At 67.3% G+C, this 16,951-nt stretch carries 14 protein-coding genes; 4 read left to right on the forward strand and 10 right to left on the reverse strand.

The genetic code is table 11. The features are described from left to right. Positions 1 to 225: 225 nt before the first annotated feature. Complete coding sequence (locus KY501_RS15340; protein ID WP_224363720.1) at positions 226 to 1,488, reverse strand: sensor histidine kinase; 1,263 nt, start codon at positions 1,486 to 1,488, stop codon at positions 226 to 228. Between the two features lie 648 nt (positions 1,489 to 2,136). Here KY501_RS15340 and KY501_RS15345 point away from each other — a divergent pair. The 4 genes from KY501_RS15345 (at position 2,137) to KY501_RS15360 (ending at position 6,069) form a co-directional block, all read left to right on the forward strand. Next, positions 2,137 to 2,814: a LuxR C-terminal-related transcriptional regulator gene (locus tag KY501_RS15345; RefSeq protein ID WP_224363721.1), complete on the forward strand. Its 678-nt coding sequence runs from the start codon at positions 2,137 to 2,139 to the stop codon at positions 2,812 to 2,814. 287 nt (positions 2,815 to 3,101) lie between these two features. Further along, positions 3,102 to 4,286: a nucleotide sugar dehydrogenase gene (locus KY501_RS15350; RefSeq protein ID WP_224363722.1), complete on the forward strand. Its 1,185-nt coding sequence runs from the start codon at positions 3,102 to 3,104 to the stop codon at positions 4,284 to 4,286. Continuing rightward, positions 4,283 to 5,305: an NAD-dependent epimerase/dehydratase family protein gene (locus tag KY501_RS15355; protein WP_224363723.1), complete on the forward strand. Its 1,023-nt coding sequence runs from the start codon at positions 4,283 to 4,285 to the stop codon at positions 5,303 to 5,305. The genes KY501_RS15350 and KY501_RS15355 overlap by 4 nt, the downstream gene beginning before the upstream one ends. A gap of 14 nt (positions 5,306 to 5,319) precedes the next feature. After that, the gene (locus tag KY501_RS15360) at positions 5,320 to 6,069 is read left to right on the forward strand and encodes a glycosyltransferase (RefSeq protein WP_224363724.1); all 750 of its coding nucleotides are present in this window, start codon (positions 5,320 to 5,322) and stop codon (positions 6,067 to 6,069) included. 19 nt (positions 6,070 to 6,088) lie between these two features. Here KY501_RS15360 and KY501_RS54280 read toward each other — a convergent pair whose 3' ends face one another. From KY501_RS54280 to KY501_RS15405, 9 genes are all read right to left on the reverse strand, one after another. Beyond that, positions 6,089 to 6,418 (reverse strand): type II toxin-antitoxin system RelE/ParE family toxin, encoded by a 330-nt coding sequence (locus tag KY501_RS54280; RefSeq protein WP_224363725.1) that lies wholly within the window; start codon positions 6,416 to 6,418, stop codon positions 6,089 to 6,091. Next, positions 6,408 to 6,659: an addiction module protein gene (locus KY501_RS54285; protein ID WP_373691608.1), complete on the reverse strand. Its 252-nt coding sequence runs from the start codon at positions 6,657 to 6,659 to the stop codon at positions 6,408 to 6,410. Before KY501_RS54285 ends, KY501_RS54280 begins: the two co-directional genes overlap by 11 nt. 87 nt (positions 6,660 to 6,746) lie before the next feature. Then, entirely contained in the window at positions 6,747 to 7,769 is a 1,023-nt protein-coding gene (locus tag KY501_RS15375; RefSeq protein ID WP_224363728.1) for a methyltransferase, read from the reverse strand. Next, entirely contained in the window at positions 7,766 to 8,908 is a 1,143-nt protein-coding gene (locus tag KY501_RS15380; RefSeq protein ID WP_224363730.1) for an aminotransferase class V-fold PLP-dependent enzyme, read from the reverse strand. Before KY501_RS15380 ends, KY501_RS15375 begins: the two co-directional genes overlap by 4 nt. A gap of 1 nt (position 8,909) precedes the next feature. Continuing rightward, a complete protein-coding gene (locus KY501_RS15385) occupies positions 8,910 to 10,250 on the reverse strand; it encodes a tryptophan 2,3-dioxygenase family protein (RefSeq protein WP_224363732.1) in 1,341 nt (446 codons plus the stop codon). Positions 10,251 to 10,380: 130 nt separating this feature from the next. Next, entirely contained in the window at positions 10,381 to 10,782 is a 402-nt protein-coding gene (locus KY501_RS15390) for a response regulator (RefSeq protein WP_224363734.1), read from the reverse strand. Next, positions 10,775 to 13,723: a response regulator gene (locus KY501_RS15395; protein ID WP_224363736.1), complete on the reverse strand. Its 2,949-nt coding sequence runs from the start codon at positions 13,721 to 13,723 to the stop codon at positions 10,775 to 10,777. Before KY501_RS15395 ends, KY501_RS15390 begins: the two co-directional genes overlap by 8 nt. Continuing rightward, positions 13,723 to 14,874, reverse strand: a complete 1,152-nt coding sequence (locus tag KY501_RS15400) for an FIST signal transduction protein (protein WP_224363738.1) — start codon at positions 14,872 to 14,874, stop codon at positions 13,723 to 13,725. The genes KY501_RS15395 and KY501_RS15400 overlap by 1 nt, the downstream gene beginning before the upstream one ends. A 27-nt stretch (positions 14,875 to 14,901) precedes the next feature. Continuing rightward, a complete protein-coding gene (locus KY501_RS15405; RefSeq protein ID WP_224363740.1) occupies positions 14,902 to 16,755 on the reverse strand; it encodes a cytochrome c3 family protein in 1,854 nt (617 codons plus the stop codon). Between the last annotated feature and the right edge of the window lie 196 nt (positions 16,756 to 16,951).

The following is a 16,951-nucleotide window of genomic DNA, read 5'->3' on the forward strand; positions in this document are numbered from 1 at the left end:
GTTCGTCGAGTCAGGTACCAGGATTATGGCCTCTCTCGTCCACCCATTGAAGGGGGGGTGTGATTCCACCCGTTCAATCCGGGCAGCCGAGCATGCTTCTCCCCAGAAAACGGTGAAGCGCTCAACCCGCCCAATTACCGGATAGTCCGTCATCCTGCCCAGGAAACTGCGGGCAGACGGGAATTGTGCAGGCAGGAGTGGAGTGTCGCCCCGACAGCCCTGCTTCTACCGCTGCTTCTTCCGGGGACGCGCGGTGCGCAGGGAGCGCTGGGGAGCGGGCTTCTTGGGTTGCTCCATGGCGGAGGGAGCTTTCTGGGGCTCTGAAGCCTGGAGGGGGAAGTGAAGGGTGAAGATCGCGCCTCCTTCCTTCCGGTTGGCGGCGGTGATGGAGCCCCCCGTGCGCGACATCACCCCGTAGGCCATGGACAGGCCCAGGCCCGTGCCCTGGCGGCCCTTGGTGGTGAAGAAGGGCCGGAAGATGCTGCGCAGGTGGGCCTCGGGGATGCCCGTGCCCTCGTCCTCCACGGAGATGACGACCTGGTTCCTGGCCACGGTCCCGCGCACGAAGATGGTGCCGCCACGGGGCATCGCGTCCCGGGCGTTGAGCAGCAGGTTGATGAAGACGTAGCGCAGGTCCGTCGCCGAGCTGTTCACCCGGGGCAGCAGGGGCAACTCCACCTCCACGCGCAGCGCGATGCCCTCACGCTTCGCCCGGAGTTCCAGGTCGCTGCGGGCGATCTCCGCCGCCTCGTGGATGATGTCGGCCAGGTGCACCTGCTCGCCGGGTGGCTCCGGGCGTTGCTGCGCGAAGTCCTGGAGGTGGCGGATGCGGGTGCTCGCGTCGCTGACGATGCGCACCAGCGCGTCCAGATGGGCCCGGTGGCGCTCGGCGAACTCCGCATCCCGTTCGATGAGCTCCAGCCGCAGCTTCATGGCGTTGAGGGTGTTGTTGAGATCATGCGCCACGCCGGAGGACAGCTCGCCCAGGGCGCGCAGGTGCTCCTGCTGGGCGAGCGTGGCGCGGGCCTGTTCCAGCTCCTTCTCGGCCTGGACCTGCGAGGTGATGTCATGGGCGAGCATCAGCACGGCCCGGTAGGGGCGGCCCTTCGTGGGAGCCCCGACGCGCTCGGTGCGCACCTCCAGCGTCTGGACGCCGGCCTGCTCCTGGTAGCGCTCCACGAGCAGGCCCTGCTGCTGGGGAGACTTCAGGAGCAGAGAGGCGGACTCGGCGATCTGGCGCAGCGTCAGCAGCGCGGTGCCCTGCGGCTGGCCTTGTTGCACCCGGTACCAGGGGCCGCTGCGCGACAGCTCATGCCAGCGCTGGTTGGCCAGCATCACCACGCCGTTCCCGATGAGCGCCAGCGCACTTGCGCTCGTCTCCATCGCCCATGTGGAGAGCGTATGGGTGGAGATGTGCTCGTCATTGCGCAACTCCAGCTTGTGCACGAGCTTCTCGTGCCGGGCCAGCAGCTCCTGGTACTTGCGCAACAGCCTCTCTCTGTTGGCCGTGAGAAGCTCGGCCGTGGGAGGGCGCGGTGTCTCTGGGGAGGGGCGCCGAGAGGTCATCGCTTCAATCGCTCCTTGAGCTCACGGTTCTCCTGCGCGAGCCCGGCCAGGCGGGGGTGTCCTCGAAAAGGAGGACGGCACCCAGCACAGAGCCAGATAGGCGCCACGAGTCTTGCAACGGATGGCGGCCATGCGCCGCGGCGCTGCGTCTCATGCACGGCCTCTCAGGTGGGCAAGGACGAGGCCATCCTATCAGGTGAGCCGCCGTATGTTTCCTCTATGGAAGGGGCTGGCCATTGTCCGGCGGTACAGTTCTTTCTGGATTCGGGAATGGCCACCGTGGGGATGTAGGAAAAGGCCCCCCTTCATCCGCTCGCTCAGTAGCCGTGGCTTATGACTCCCGGTGGGAACAGCTGGCTCAGCCCGAGGGGGGAAGGGTGGTGGTCCTCGTCCACCTGCCTGTGGACGGGGCGGGGCTCGGACTCAACCTCTTGGGATCGCCTGTTGAACACTGCGGAGTGGGACGCTCCAGGTAGCCCTTTCTTTCCCGATCTGCACTGCCCTTAGATTTGTAGGTGCGCGCCAAAACATTCGGGGCCATGCGTGTGCCCCAGGCTTGGAGGGTCAGCGATGCAAAGAGGGTCTCCCCTGCGGATTGGTATCCTCGAGGATCAGCAGATCTTCCTGGAGAGTCTGGTGTCCCTTCTGGAGCTCTCCGGCATCCAGGTGACCGCGCGATGTGCCACGGTGGAGGACTTCCTGGCGCAGACGCGGCAGCAGCCGCCAGACGTCGCGTTGGTGGATCTGCGGCTGGAGCACCGGGATGGCTCCGAAGTCTCGAGTGGACTCCGGGCGGTGGAACTGCTGCATGACTTCCATCCGCAGGTGCGCGCGCTGGTGCTGTCGGGCAACCGGGACCCGGCGGAGGTGGAGCGCTGCCTGCGTGCCGGGGCGGCCGGCTACCTGTGCAAGCAGAACGTAGGGGGCGCCGAGCTGCTGGAGGCGGTGGAGCGGGTGGCGCGCGGCGAGCGGCTGGTGCCTCCGGAGCTGTTCCCCAGTCCCGTGCAGATGGATGAGCTGTCGCCCACTCGCGGAGCGCTGGGGCGGCTCACCTCCCGCGAGCGCGAGGTGCTGGGGTACATTGCCTCGGGCGCGGACAACCTGAAGATCTCCGTGTGCCTGGGCATCACCGAGCGCACGGTGAAGGCGCACATCACCAGCATCTACCGGAAGTTGGACGTGGAGAACCGCACGCAGATGGCCATGCTGGCCTGCCAGTTGGGAGTGGAGCGCCCGGTGAACGCCTGAGCTTCGCCTGACCGTCCAGCGGCCAGGGGTTGGCGGCAGGACGGAGTCTCCGACCCGGGGACAATAGGTGAAAGCGGCTTGCATCCCCATTCTGGAGGTAGCACGGCGGTGAGATCCCTCCTTCCCTGCCTTCTCTCGCTGCCCGTGCCCCGCAGGACGTTGTCCAGCGGGCCGGGGTAGAGACGCTTCCTCCCCTGCCCCGGTCCGCTGTTGCCTGGGCGTCCCTGTCTTGACCTCGTGGTGCTGACCTCGTAGACGGGCTGGAACCCCGTGTAGGGGGCATGCCCATGAGACTCAAAGTTGCCATCATCGGGGGTTGTGGCCATGTCGGCCTGCCGCTCGCGCTCGCCCTGGCTCCCCACCACGAGGTGATCATCTACGACATCAACGCGGCGGCCGTCGCGCAGGTGAAGCGCGGCGAGATGCCGTTCCGCGACGAGGGCGGCGAGCAGGCCCTGCGCGAGGCGCTGGCGCGAGGCCTCATCGTCACCACCTCGCCGGAGCACCTGTCCTCCTGCGACATCCTGGTGGCGGTGATTGGCACGCCGGTGGACGAGCACCTCAACCCGTCTTTCGCGGTGTTCGACAAGCTGCTGGCGCAATTGGACGAGGTGCTGCGGGATGGGCAGGCGCTGGTGCTTCGCTCCACGGTGTACCCGGGCTCGTCCGAGCGGGTGCAGCGGCACTTCCGCAAGAGCGGGCGCAAGGTGGAGGTGGCCTTCTGCCCGGAGCGGGTGGCCGAGGGCGTGGCGTTGCACGAGATTCGCAAGCTGCCGCAGATCATCTCCGGCTTCAGCCCGGAGGGGGTGAAGGCGGCGCGGGACTTGTTCTCGCCGCTGGAGGTGGAGCTCATCGAGCTGTCTCCGCTGGAGGCGGAGCTGGCCAAGCTCTTCACCAACGTCTACCGGTACATCTCCTTCGCGGTGGCCAACCAGTTCTACATGGTGGCCTCCGAGTGGAACATCGATCCGTACCGGATTCTGCACGCGATGAAGAAGGACTACCCGCGCGCGGCGCACCTGCCGATGCCGGGGTTCGCCGCGGGGCCGTGCCTGTTCAAGGACACCATGCAGCTGGCGGCCTTCAACAACAACCAGTTCTTCCTGGGCCACTCGGCCATGCTGGTGAACGAGGGCCTGCCGCAGTTCGTGGTGCAGCAGATGCTGGGGCGCTGGCCGGACCTGGGGCAGAAGAAGGTGGGCCTGTTGGGCATGGCGTTCAAGGCGGAGAGCGATGATCCGCGCGAGTCCCTGTCGTACAAGCTGAAGAAGATCCTCGAGCTGCACGCGGAGGAGGTGCTCACCTGCGACCCGTACGTCGCGGACGCGCGCCTGGTGCCCGAGGAGCAGGTGCTGGAGAAGGCGGACCTGTTCGTCATTGGCGCTCCGCACAAGCGGTACAAGACGCTGGACTACCGCGGCAAGCCCGTGGTGGACGTGTGGAACCATCTGGGACAAGGAGGCAAGCTGTGAAGGCACTCGTTACGGGCTCTGCGGGCTTCATCGCGGGCTACCTCGTCGAGGAGCTGCTCGCCAACGGCTATGAAGTCGTGGGCATCGACAACTTCTCGAAGTACGGCCCGGTGGAGAAGAGCTACTCGAAGCACCCCCGGTACCGCTTCGTCGAGGGCGACGCCAAGGACGTGCGGCTGATGAAGGAGCTGGTGGCCGACTGCGATCACCTCGTCGCGGGCGCGGCGATGATTGGCGGCATCAGCTACTTCCACGAGTTCGCCTACGACTTGCTGGCGGAGAACGAGCGCATCATCGCGGCGACGTTCGACGCGGCCATCTGGGCGTTCACGAACAAGAAGCCGCTGAAGAAGATCACCGTGCTGTCCAGCTCGATGGTGTACGAGAGCACTACGGTGTACCCGACGCCGGAGGGGGCGCAGCTGAGCTCGCCGCCGCCGATGTCCACCTACGGCTTCCAGAAGCTGGCGTGCGAGTACTTCGCCCGTGGGGCCCATGAGCAGTACAAGTTGCCGTACACCCTTGTCCGTCCGTTCAACTGCGTGGGCATTGGCGAGAAGCGCGCCAAGAACGACCGCGAGGTGATGAGCGGCAACGTGAAGCTGGCGATGAGCCACGTGGTGCCGGACCTGGTGCAGAAGGTGGTGAAGGGGCAGGACCCGCTGCGGATCCTGGGCTCTGGGGACCAGGTGCGGCACTACACGTACGGTGGGGATTTGGCCAAGGGCATCCGCGTGTGCATGGAGCACCCAGCGGCGGTGAACGAGGACTTCAACATCTCCACGCCCGAGTCCACGGACGTACGGACGCTGGCCACGGCCATCTGGAAGAAGCTGAAGCCGGGGCAGCCGGTGCGGCTGGAGTCGGATCCGCCCTTCAAGTACGACGTGCAGAAGCGGGTGCCGGACGTGAGCAAGTCGGAGAGGGTGCTGGGGTTCCAGTGCGCCACCTCGCTGGACAAGATGCTGGACGAGGTGGTGCCGTGGGTGAAGCAGCAGGTGGAGCTGGGCAACATCTAACGCGGGAGGAGACGGTGTCCGCATCGAGTCCCGAGCGCTCGTTGGCCGAGCCTGATCTGCACGTGGTGGTTCCGGTCTACAACGAGGCGGAGAACTTCCGGCCCTTCTACGAGAGCCTTGCGAGCAAGGTGCGCACGCCGTTCGATTTGCTCGTCGTCTATGACAAGGACGAGGACACGACGTTGCCGGTGGCGCGGGAGCTGGCGGCGAAGGATGCGCGCATCCAGCTGGTGAAGAACGAGGGGCGTGGGGTGTTGGGGGCGCTGAAGACGGGGATGCGGCGTCCGAGGGCGGGGGCGGTGCTGGTGACGATGGCGGACCTGTCGGACGACCACGGGTGCGTGGACGAGATGTATGAGCTGTACCGGCAGGGGAACGCGGTGGTGTCGGCGAGCCGGTATGCGCGGGGTGGGGCCCAGCGTGGGGGCCCACTGGTGAAGGGGTTGTTGTCGCGAACGGCGGGGGCGAGCCTGCGGGTGTTGGCGGGAGTGCCCACGTGGGACGCGACGAACAACTTCAAGCTGTACAGCCGTGAGTTCCTGGGGACGGTGGAGATCGAGTCCCAGGGGGGCTTCGAGCTGGCGCTGGAGCTGACGGTGAAGGCGCACCTGCAGGGGCGGCGCATCGCGGAGCTGCCGACGGTGTGGACGGACCGGGTGGCGGGCAAGAGCAACTTCAAGTTGATGAAGTGGCTGCCGCACTACCTGCGCTGGTACACGCTGGGGGTGCGAGGCCGGCTGGTGCCGCAGTCCGCTCGGCGGTGAGGGCGGCACGGCGAGGCTGTCAGTCCGCTCGTCCGATGCCGCTCCGCCAGTATGAGGGCCTGCGCCGTTCATGGGCGAAGGCGAGGACCTGAACCTCGTCTCCGCGCTCTCTGAAGATGACGAAGTATGGGAATCCCTGCAGGCGTAGGCGCCTGACCTGAAGGCGTTCCGGCGCTCTCGGGACCATGCTGCCATGGCTGCCCGGGACGCTCAGGCGCTGCAAGGCTTCATCGACCGACTGAAGGAAGCGCTCGCTGAGGCCGAGACGCTGACCCTCGTACCACCCGACTGCCTGCCCGAGGTCTACCTCCGCTTCGGTCGAGAGCCTGACGCGCCGCTCAGCGACCACCGGGGGCTCTCTGGAGGCGAGCTCGCACCGTGGCCCAGTCGGTCAACTCTGACTCTCCAGAATCCACCCGATGGACCCTGTGCTCGAGTTCCTCTGCCCAGGCTTTCTCCAGGTCACCTGGAGATTCCTCGCGCTCGACGCTCGCGCTCAGCTCGGCCGCCAGGTACGCCCGTTCCTCCGCGGGGAGATGAAGCGCCTCCTCCAGCAATTTGCGAGCGCGATCGTCCATGGCACTGAGCATAAGACCGCCCTTGGCAGGCGTCGAGCCGCGCAGGCCGTGACCCCGAGAACCTGTTCTCAGGACGGCAACGCAGCCTGTAGGGCTGCTTCAGGGCTTCGTGGCGACCACGAGCTCGAACGGGCCCGGCAGCACCTCGGGTGCTCGGAAGCCGAGCTCTTTCAGCGCCACCAGGTAGTACTCCACCTCGCGCAGCCGGCTCACACAGCTGTCCACGCCCATCAGGAAGTAGGACCAGAAGAACTGCGCGGTCAGGCGCTCGGGCGTCCGGAACTCCTCGCAGATGAGGATCCGCCCTCCAGAGGGCAGCGCCGCGTACGCCGCCTTCATCAGCTCCCGTGCCGTCTCCGCCGGCCAGTCGTGCAGCACGCGCACGAACGAGATGGCGTCATAGCCGCGAGGCAGCGGCTCGTTCAGGAAGTCTCCGCCCACGAAGCCCATCCGCGCGCCCAACTGGTGCTTGTCCCGCGTGCGAGCCACCAGCGCCTCGGTGGCCGGCAGGTTGTACACATCCACCGTCAGCCCTGGGTGCTGCTCCAGCAGGTGCGCCGCCAGCGTCCCATCCCCGCCGCCCACCTCCAGCAGCCGCTGTCCCGCGCTCCACAGCCTGCTGCCGTGCGTGCGGAACACCTCGAGGATGGGGCCCAACCCCGCGGCCATGCTGGCCTCGAAGCCCGCCACCTGCTCGGGCGTCTGCGGCGGCCAGTCGAAGGACTCCCGGGGCATGCTCCGCTCCCCGCGCAGCACCTCCGGCAGGTGGCCATGCAGCTCGCGCCAGCCGTACTTCTCCCGGTCCCGCTCCAGCGAGGCCGGCCCCACCACCTTGTCAGCCGCCGCGCGCAGGCCCGGCACCGCCGTGTAGCGGGCCTCGATGAGCGCATCCGTCTTCTGCTCGCGCTTCACCAGCCCCAGGCTCTCCAGGCAGTCCAGGAACTTGTAGAGCCGCCCCGGCACCATGCCGTACTTCTGGCTCAGCTCGCCCAGCGTCACCGGGCCGGCCTCCAGCGCCTCCAGCATCCCCAACTTGTGCGCCGTCTCCACCACGTCGATCGCCCGCGCCCCATTGAAGAGCAGGTGCAGCAGCGCGCGAGGCGTGAACTCCACGCTGCTCATGCCTTCTCCCTCCGGGCCTCGGCCACCAGGGCGTCCATGAAGCGGTCGACTTCCTCGAGCGTGTTGTAGAAGTGCGGCGCCACGCGCAGCGCGCCCCGGTAGCTGCAGATGAAGCCCCGAGCCACCATCCGTCGCGCCACCTCCGCATCTCCCTGGAAACGCAGGGCCACAACGCCAGCGCGCCGGGAGTCCTGCCGTGGCGTCACCACCGTGAGGCCCGCCTCCTCCGCGCGCTCCATCACCCGCGCCGTGCACCGCAGCGAGTGCGCACGGATGGTGGGCATCCCCACCTGCGCCAGCAATTCCAACCCCACCCGCGACAGCTGCGAGGGCAGCACCGCGGGAGTCCCGCTCGCCAGCCGCCGGGCCGTGTTGGCCCAGTCTCGCGCCGGCTCGAAGTTCAGCGGGTTCTCCCCGGCGATCCACCCCGTGGCCGCCGGCCGCAGCGAGGACAACAGGGCCGGGCGCACGTACAGGAAGGCGCTCTCCGTGGAGCCGCACATCCACTTGTGCGCGCCCCCGAGCAGGAAGTCCACGCCCAGCGCCTCCACGTCGATGGGCACAGCTCCCACGGACTGGTACGCATCGACGATGACCAGGGCCCCCACCTCGCGCGCGCGCTTCAGCACGGGCGCCAGGTCCACCAGCGCCCCCGTCGCGAAGCTGGCATGCGCCAGGCTCACCAGCAGCGTGCGCTCGTCGATGGCGGCGCACAGCCGCTCCTCATCCATGCGCCCGTTCTCGGAGGGCACCACCACCGCCTCCGCCCCGTAGCGTCCGAAGCCCTTCCACAGGAAGGGCACGGTGGGGAACTCCAGATCCGTCGTCACCACGCGGTTGCGAGGGCTCTGGTAGTCGAAGCACGTGGCCAGGCGCCCCAGCAGCGTCGTGAGGTTGGTATCCGTCACCACCGAGCCCGGAGCCCCGTTGATGAAGCGCGCCACCGCGTCCATGTACCCGAGCCAGTCCGCCCACCAGCCCTCCCACGCCTCGTCCCGCCAGTTCAGCAGCGTCTGCGAGTAGCGTTGGAACACCGCCTCCATGCCGCGCGGGAACGCGCCCGTGGAGTTGCTGTTGAGGTAGGTGCACTTCTCCAGGATGGGGAACTCCGCCCGTACCGCCGAGAGCGTGGTGTCCATGTCAGTACGGTCCCTGGTCCTTCGGAGGGCGGTTCCACTGGGCGCCAGCGGAGGCCGCGGAGGCGTCTTCCTGGAGCTGAGCCGCGCGGCGAGAGGTGGGCGGTTCAGGCTTGGACCACGGATCGTTCGGCTCCGCGGTGGGGGCCGGAATCGGAGCGGGCGTGGGGGTGCTGGCGATGTGTCCGCGGCGAGGCGGCTCGGGCTTGGACCATGGATCCTCCACGGGGGCCGCCGGAGGCGCCACGCTCGGGGCCGGAGCCGCATTCACCGGAGGATGGGCATTCGCTGGAGGGTGAGCACTCGTTGGAGGGTGAGCGCTGACTGGAGGATGCGCACTCGCCGGAGGATGGGAGTTCACCGGAGGATGAGCGTGCATTCCGGGAGGATGGCGCGCCGCGGGAGGAGCGCTGTCCGGGGAAGCCATCTCCACGGAGGCCGCGGCTGCGGCCAGGGCCTGGGCCGAGGCCGCAAGGGGCGAGGGCTCCTCGTCGAATGCCACCACAGGCGTGGGGTTGGGCGCGGCACTCGAGGCATGGGCACTCACCGCCTCGGCAATCAGTCCCGAGCTGGCCGGAGCCTGAGGAGACACCGCCGGATACGTCCCCGAGGCTCGCTGCGTTCCGGGCGCGTAGCCGCCATCGCGGCGCCACGCGTTCGTCATCTCCACGCGCACTTCCCACAGCTTGCGGAAGAGCGGCAGCGTCATCCGGCCCGCCAGCACCTGCGTCGGCAGTCCGTCCAGTGCCTTGATGGAGCGGTCCACGCCGATGATGCGGCGCACCATCTGGTAGTGCGTGTACAGCCACGTCTGGAACAGCTCGTCCAGGTCCACGAACTGCTCGCAGATGCGCTTCAAGTCCTCCGCGCCGAACGAGCCGACTTTATAGACATCCACCAGCCGCAGGTTGCGCCGGCGCAGCACCCGCTCCAGCGCCGCCTCCATGGCGTCCGCCGACAGGCGCATGGCGTTGTACCCCGGAGACTCCTGCCCGCTGCCGTTGCCCAGGCTCCGCCGGATGATTTGATACGTGTCCGGCGTCATCGTCTCCAGGATGTTCATCTCCGCCACCAGGCAGCGCATGGCGCGCAGCATCCGCTCCAGCCGGCCGGTGGAGGGCCACAGCAGGTCGCCGTCCATCTCGGCGACCACCTCCACGGCCTCCTGGGAGATGAGCTTGAGCCACAGCTCCTGCGCCTGGTGCGTCACCTGGAACAGCAGCTCGTCATGGTGGACGAGCTCCTCCGACGGCGTCTGCAGGTGCAGCAGCGTCCCCGTCTTCAGGTAGACCTCGTAGTCGAGCTCTCCCTTGCCCACCCACTTCTTCAGCAGCGGGTTGAACATGGGAGACTCCAGTTGGCGGCGTAACTTTTCAGCCTCACTGTAGTCTGGGGTACGCAAGGCCTGAGCCCTCCAGGTGCACGGGCAAATTCAAGACAAGACAGACAGCCGAGTCAGCGAAACAGCAGCGAATTCAGACGAGCGGCACAGGTGCCGCGCGGGGCTTGTCACAGAAGGACTCGATCTTCCGGGCAAGCTCCGCGCCCTGGACGCTCTTGGAGAGGTATCCGTCCGCTCCCGAGGTTCTGGCCAGGGAGCGAAGCTGGGCCTCATCCGAGGCCGAATAGAGGACGAACCGGGTGTTGGCCGGAGCCTGGGAGCGGGCCAGCGACACCACCTTGTCTCCCTTGAGGGAGGGGAAGTTCACGTCGATGAGGACGACGTCCGGCGTGGACTCCCGGATGCGGTTGGCCACACCCAGGGCCGACAGGTGCGTCTCCACCTCGATGCCGTGGTTCTTCAAAGAGCGCGCCACCAGATCCAGCAGATCCGGGTCGTCATCCACCACGAGCACGCGCAGCTTCCCCTCAGGCATGGCTCTTCCCCAGGTGCTTGCGGATCGTATCCAGCAGCTGGTCGCGATCCAGGGGCTTGGTGAGGTACGCGGTGCAGCCAGCGGCCAGGGCCTTGTCCTGGTACTCGCGGCCCGCGTGCGCGGTGACGGCGATGACGGGGACCTTGGAGATGGCGGCCGGCAGGGCGCGGATGCGGCGGGTGGCCTCCCAGCCGTCCACGCGGGGCAGGGACAGGTCCATGAGGACCAGGTCCGGCGTGTCACGCTGGGCGCGCTCCAACCCGTGCTCACCGTCCTCGGCCTCGAGCAGCTCGTAGTTGTTGCCGAGGTAGCGGCGGACGATGTCGCGGTTCTGCGGGTTGTCCTCCACGTAGAGGATGCGCGGCGGACGCCCGTTGATGGCGGCGCGCTTCTGCAACAGCAGCGTCTTGGCCTGGCCAATCACCTCGTCGATGGCGTGGCCACCCTTGCGCACGAAGGCGATGAGCCCGTCACGCAGCGTGGACTGCTCGTGGGGGCCCAGCTCCTTGCCGGTGAGCACCACCACCGGCATGTGCAGGTTCTCCGAGCGCAGCCGCCGCAGCACCTCGAAGCCGTCGAGGTTGGGCATCATGAGGTCCAACACCACGAGCACCGGCGGGGAGACGCGCGCCTTGAGGAGCGCATCCTCACCGCTGTGGGCCTCGGAGGTGGAGAAGCCGGCGCGGCGCAGGCTGCGGCTGACGAGCTCGCGCGTGCTGGAGTCGTCGTCCACCACCAGCACCTCGCCGCTGGCCAGGGCCGCGTTGCCGAGCGTGCGGGTGACCACTTCCACCAGGCGGTCCGGCTCCACGGGCTTGACGAGGTACTCGCACGCGCCCAGCGAGTAGCCGCGCGCACGCTGCTCCTCCACGGACACGAGGATGACGGGGATGCTGGCCAGCGTCGGCTCGCTCTTGAGCTGACTGAGCACGGACCAGCCGTCCAGCCGGGGCAGGTGGATGTCCAGGATGATGGCCTGGGGCTTCGACTCGCGCGCCAGCCGCAGCGCGTTCACGCCGTCTCCGGCGGGGATGACCTTGAAGCCCGCGGGCTCCAGCTGGCCCTGCACGAGCTGCTGCATGAGCGGATCGTCATCCACCACGAGCACCGTGCTGCCAGCGGCGAGCGGCGCCAGCTTCGCGGCCACCTCCTCCACCGCCACTGGTTGCTCGGTGGTCACGACTGCGGAGGGCGGAGTGGCCATGGGCCCAGCGCTCTCGAGCACGCCGGCCAGCCGCACCGTGAAGGTGGAGCCGCGGCCCAGCACGCTGGTGACGTTGACGTTGCCGCCCAGCACCTTGCTCAGCTCGCGGACGATGGCCAGGCCCAGGCCCGTGCCGCCCACCTTGCGCGTGGTGGAGCCGTCCACCTGGCGGAACTTCTCGAAGATGTAGTCGACCTGATCGGACGGGATGCCCACGCCAGTGTCTTCCACCGTCATGACCAGCTCGTTGCCCTCGGCCCTTGCCCCCAGCGCCACCTCGCCGGACTCGGTGAACTTGGCCGCGTTGCTCAGCAGGTTCAACATCACCTGCCGCAGCTTCAGCGCGTCCGTCTGCAGGTAGCGCGCGCGCTCCTCGATGTTCATCGTCAGCGCGACGTCCTTGCCCTTCAGGTACTCGCGCACCGTGGCCAGGCACTCCTCGGCCAGCTCCTGCACGTCCACGCGCTCGACGACGACTTCCACGCGGCCCGCTTCGATCTTCGACAAGTCGAGGATGTCGTTGATGAGCGCCAGCAGCGTCTTGGCGTTCGTCTTGACGACGTTCAAGTCGCGGCGGCCGTGCGCGGTGAGGCGGCTGCCTTCCTCGCGCATGAGCAGATCGCAGTAGCCGATGATGCCGTTGAGCGGGGTGCGAATCTCGTGGCTGAAGTTGGCCAGGAACTCGCTCTTGAGGCGGGCGGCGGCCTCGGCCTCGCGGGCGCGCTCCTCCTCGTTGCGCTTGGAGATGGCCAGGTCCGTGGCCAGCCGGTCCAGGTCCTCGTTCTGCTGACGGATGATCTCCATCTGCAGGGCGCGCTGCTGGTAGCTGGCCAGCGAGCGCGCGGACACGGACCGCGAACGCTTGAGCTCCTCGAGGCTCTCGGCCAGCTTCTTGTTGGCCGACTCCAGCTCCACCTTGGACGCGCGCAGCACCTCCTCGCCCTGCTTGCGCTCGGTGATGTCCTCGGTGACGCCCATCACGTAGAGGACTTCGCCGTTCTCATCCACGAGCGGCACCTTGCGCGTGCCGAACATGCGGTCCTGATCCACGACGCGCGCCACTTCGTCGAACACCTTGATGCGCTTGGTGGAGATGACTTCGCGATCATCCTTCACGAAGGCATCGGCCTGGACCTGCGGGAAGTAGTCGTGGTCCAGCTTGCCGACGAGCCACTCCTTGGTGACCTTGAAGGAGTCGGCGAACGTCTTGTTGGCCACCTTGAGCCGCAGCTCCTTGGCATCCTTCACGAAGAGGATGAAGGGCAGGCTGTCGATGATGGTGTTGAGCAGCCAGTTGGTCTGCTTCAGCTCGGCCTGGGAGGACTCGTGGCGCTGCTGGCTGGAGCGGATGCGCTGCTCGCGCGCGAGCACCAATCCCAATCGCCCCAACTGCTCCTCGGTGAGGTAGTCGCACGCGCCGGCCTGCGTGGCGGCCGCCAGCGTGTCGTCGCTCCACTTCAGCGACAGCACCACGAAGGGCGTGGTGCTCGCCTTCTCCTTCCACACCGTCTGCACCTGCGAGAGCGGCACCGCGGGAGACTCGGTGCCGATCACCGCCAGCGTCCACGGCTTGCCCAGGGCCGTGCCCAGCGCCTCCGCGCTGGCGGCACGCTCCACCTGGGCCTGGGGCGCCACCTTTCGCAGCGCGGCCTGGACCTGTTCGGTCTCACGCTCGCTGGTGAGGAGGAGGATGCGGTAGGTAGGGCTTTCGGTTTGCGCGGTGGGGGAGAGGCTCATCAGTTGGATCCGAACGCCAGCACGGTCAGCGTGGTGTTGATGTGGAACCCCGAGTAGATCTCGAAGTGCACATTCATTCCAGCCGCCGTGGGCGCGGAGCGCAAGGTCTGGGCTAGCTCCGGTATCTTACCTGTAGCGCTCGCGTACCACATTCTGCCACCGCAATGAAACAGGAGGGCTGCCTGGGGGTTGTGCACCCGCCTGGGCAGCTCCTCCGTGAAGAAACTCTTGGTCATCCCGGCCATGTCGCCCAGCTTCATCAGCTCCAGCTCGGAGCCCTCCTCCAGGAGGTTGGCGAAGAGGATGGAGTTGTCCTCGAGGATGGGTTTCCAGGGGGCGCGGATGAAGTACTCGCGTCCCACTCGGAGTGCGGTCGGGCGGACAGCGAAGCCCTTGGGGGTGCCGAACTCCAGCTCCGCCGGCTGGCACCCGAGCAGGTCTGCGTAGCGCAGGGCCGCTGGCTTGCCGTCGATCTCCAGCGCGCGCGTGTGCGTCTCGTCGACCTTGGTGATCGTCATGCGCTCGCCGGTGGGCAGATACCAGTGCGAACGGAGCGCGGCGAAGGGGGCGTTGGTGCGGAAGAGCGCGACGATGACGCCGTCGGTGGCGACCTCGCCGTCCACGTGGAGCTGCGCGGACTGCTGTTTGTCGTCACTGGCGCCGCCGCCCACGAGCACCAGCGTCTGGTTCTTCTCGAGGATGCCCAGCAGCAGCTCTTCCTTCTTGTAGCGGAAGCCGTCGTCAATCACGAGGCCCACGTACTTGCGCGGATCCAGATCCGCCTGCCGCACGCCGAGCTCCTCGCAGGCCTTGCGGATGGCGGCGGCGCCCGCGGACACGGCGTCCGTGGAGAGGCCTCCACCCAGGCCCAGGCCCACGTCGAAGTCGCCTGCGAGCGCGCCAAGCACCACGGTGCCGGAGTAGATGCCGCTGTTGTCCAGCTCGCCCGCGGTGGTGGCGCCCATGAGGCGGCAGCCCTTGGGCAGGCGCTCGCGCACCGCGCGGTTGAGCGCGCTCTGGTCGCGGTCACGTGAAGCGAACAGCGTCACCAGCTTGGGCTGGAAGCCGCCCAGTTGCTTCAAGAGATCCTCCGCGGCCGCGACGGGCTCCTTCTCCGAGGTTCGAGCCGTCTGCATCTTCACTTGCGCCATGGAGGTCCTCCTGAAGGGGTAGGGCGGCTAGAGGCCGCTCTTCGGGTGTGTAGTGTGGCAGGTACTGGTGCACTGCTGGAAGGACTCCCGTCCACCGCCCACGTACATGTGCTGAATCGGGCCGAACTTGTCCTCATGCTGCTTGGTCCAGGTCTTGTGGCAGGAGAAACATGCAGCCTTGCTGGTGCGCTGGATGCTGGCATTGTTCAGGTGGCACTTGGAGCACTGGGCCAGGTCCGCGTCCACGCGGTCCGAGCGCGAGTGGATGAAGTGCACGCGCACGAAGATGGGGCCCTCGAGTTCGAAGCCCAGGGGGGCGTGGCAGCCGGCGCACGCGGCGCGGTTGTCGTTGCCGTGCAGCACGTTGGCCAGCTCGCCGCCCTGGCTGTGGCAGCTGTTGCACGGGCCCGTGGTCAACGGCGCCGTGGTGCGCGTCTTGGTGCCCACCTGGATTTCAATGGTGGTGCTGGCCGGCAGGTCCTCGCCCATGTACACGCGGCGGCCCTTCACGGTGACCAGGTACGTGCCCGGCACGGCGTTGGCGGGCAGCTGGTAGGTCCACTTGTCGCTCACCGGAGCGGCCCAGCCCAGGTGGGCCGGATCGAACGCGCCGCCGAACAAGTCGTTGCCCGGGGGGAAGGTCTGGAACTGGGAGAAGACGCCATCGCGCTCGAAGGTGCCCAGCGTCTGCACGTCGTTGGGCGCCAGGAAGTCTGCCATTTCAACGATGGACCGGATGGGCTGGATGAGCTGGGCCGGCCCGATGATCTGCGTCATCAGCATGCGCTCGCGGTGCTTGCGCCGGTAATAGGTCGTCGTCGGATCGAAGAAGGCATTGTAGTACTGGATGCCCGACTCCACGGCACCATCGATGACCTGATTATACGTGGGAAGCGAGCCCTGGGGGTGGAGACGGCGCCCGGCGCCATCCTTCAGGGTGAGCTGGAACTGGATGGCCGCACCCGGAGCATAGGTGCCATCCGCGCGGGGTGGGGTCAGCGCCTTGACGTCGATGTTGAAGCCGTAGTCGTAGGCCGGGTGGGCGTCCTGCTGCACGGGGATGGTGTAGGGGGCCACCGGGCGCAGGGACCAGCGCACGCGCAGCGCCTTGGTGCGCGAGTTGAGGGTGAAGACCTTCGACTTGCAGGGGGTGCGCGCGTTGCGCAGCTCCACCAGCGCCTCCTCCTGGAAGTCGTTGGCCCCCGCGCAGTTGGTCAGCGAGGTACAGTCGTACGTCCACTGGATGGCGCGGAAGCGGCGGACGAAGAAGTCGTCATCGTCCCGCGTCCTGTCGTTGGTGCCGGCGTTCAGGATGATGGGCAGGGCCGTCAAGATGCCGTTCTTGTCCACCTGCTCCACCATGAAGTAGCTGGGCAGGTTCATCCATGCGGCGTCCCGGTAGAAGCGGCGGCGCTTGTAGCCCTCCGGCCCGGCCAGCATCTCGAAGGCCTGCTCGGCCATCTTCAGGCCGCCCCAGCCCAGGCCGCTGAAGTCACCCGTGCGATCCAGGCCGTTGACGCCCTCGTCCTTCGTGGCGGTCATGCTGGCGCGCAGATCGATGATGTTCACGTAGTAGGGCTGATTGGCGCGCAGGGTCAGCGGGGTGCCCTGGCCGTTCTCCACCGCGAGCGCCAGGCCGATGGGAGGGGTGGCCGGGCGGCGCTCGCCATCGTCCCCGTCATCATCCTGGTCATCATTCTGATTCTGCACCGCCTGGGCCTGGGTGCTCAGGCCTTCCTCGGAGGGGGCCTCGTCCTGAGGCTGGGGGCCGCACGCGACCACGAGGCTTGTGAGCGCAACGAGCAGGAATCGTACGCCTGGCGACCTGACCTGGTGAGTGGTCTCGAGCGTCGTTGCCAGTGGTGCTGTTGTCTCACGCATGGTGGCCCCTCCTGCGAATCACTGGAGTCAGAGGCAACTCCAGCTTTCTGTTATGTCCCCTGTAGCCTCTGCTAATCAGAGAGTACTAGAGATTCGTCATTTCCGGCTTTGCCGGGAAGAGATTGTTTCGAGCCATAAAAAGAATATCCGTTTCGAACAGAACAGTTCAACAAGGAAGAAAAATATCCGGATGTGT

The organism is Hyalangium versicolor (assembly GCF_020103695.1).
In the GTDB taxonomy this organism is placed as follows: domain Bacteria; phylum Myxococcota; class Myxococcia; order Myxococcales; family Myxococcaceae; genus Hyalangium; species Hyalangium versicolor.

Coding starts and splice junctions, on each gene's coding strand:
- KY501_RS15345 (WP_224363721.1), top strand. CDS start 2,137: ATGCAAAGAGGGTCTCCCCTGCGGATTGGTATCCTCGAGGATCAGCAG.
- KY501_RS15350 (WP_224363722.1), top strand. CDS start 3,102: ATGAGACTCAAAGTTGCCATCATCGGGGGTTGTGGCCATGTCGGCCTG.
- KY501_RS54285 (WP_373691608.1), bottom strand. CDS start 6,659: ATGCTCAGTGCCATGGACGATCGCGCTCGCAAATTGCTGGAGGAGGCG.
- KY501_RS15375 (WP_224363728.1), bottom strand. CDS start 7,769: ATGAGCAGCGTGGAGTTCACGCCTCGCGCGCTGCTGCACCTGCTCTTC.
- KY501_RS15380 (WP_224363730.1), bottom strand. CDS start 8,908: ATGGACACCACGCTCTCGGCGGTACGGGCGGAGTTCCCCATCCTGGAG.
- KY501_RS15385 (WP_224363732.1), bottom strand. CDS start 10,250: ATGTTCAACCCGCTGCTGAAGAAGTGGGTGGGCAAGGGAGAGCTCGAC.
- KY501_RS15390 (WP_224363734.1), bottom strand. CDS start 10,782: ATGCCTGAGGGGAAGCTGCGCGTGCTCGTGGTGGATGACGACCCGGAT.
- KY501_RS15395 (WP_224363736.1), bottom strand. CDS start 13,723: ATGAGCCTCTCCCCCACCGCGCAAACCGAAAGCCCTACCTACCGCATC.
- KY501_RS15400 (WP_224363738.1), bottom strand. CDS start 14,874: ATGGCGCAAGTGAAGATGCAGACGGCTCGAACCTCGGAGAAGGAGCCC.
- KY501_RS15405 (WP_224363740.1), bottom strand. CDS start 16,755: ATGCGTGAGACAACAGCACCACTGGCAACGACGCTCGAGACCACTCAC.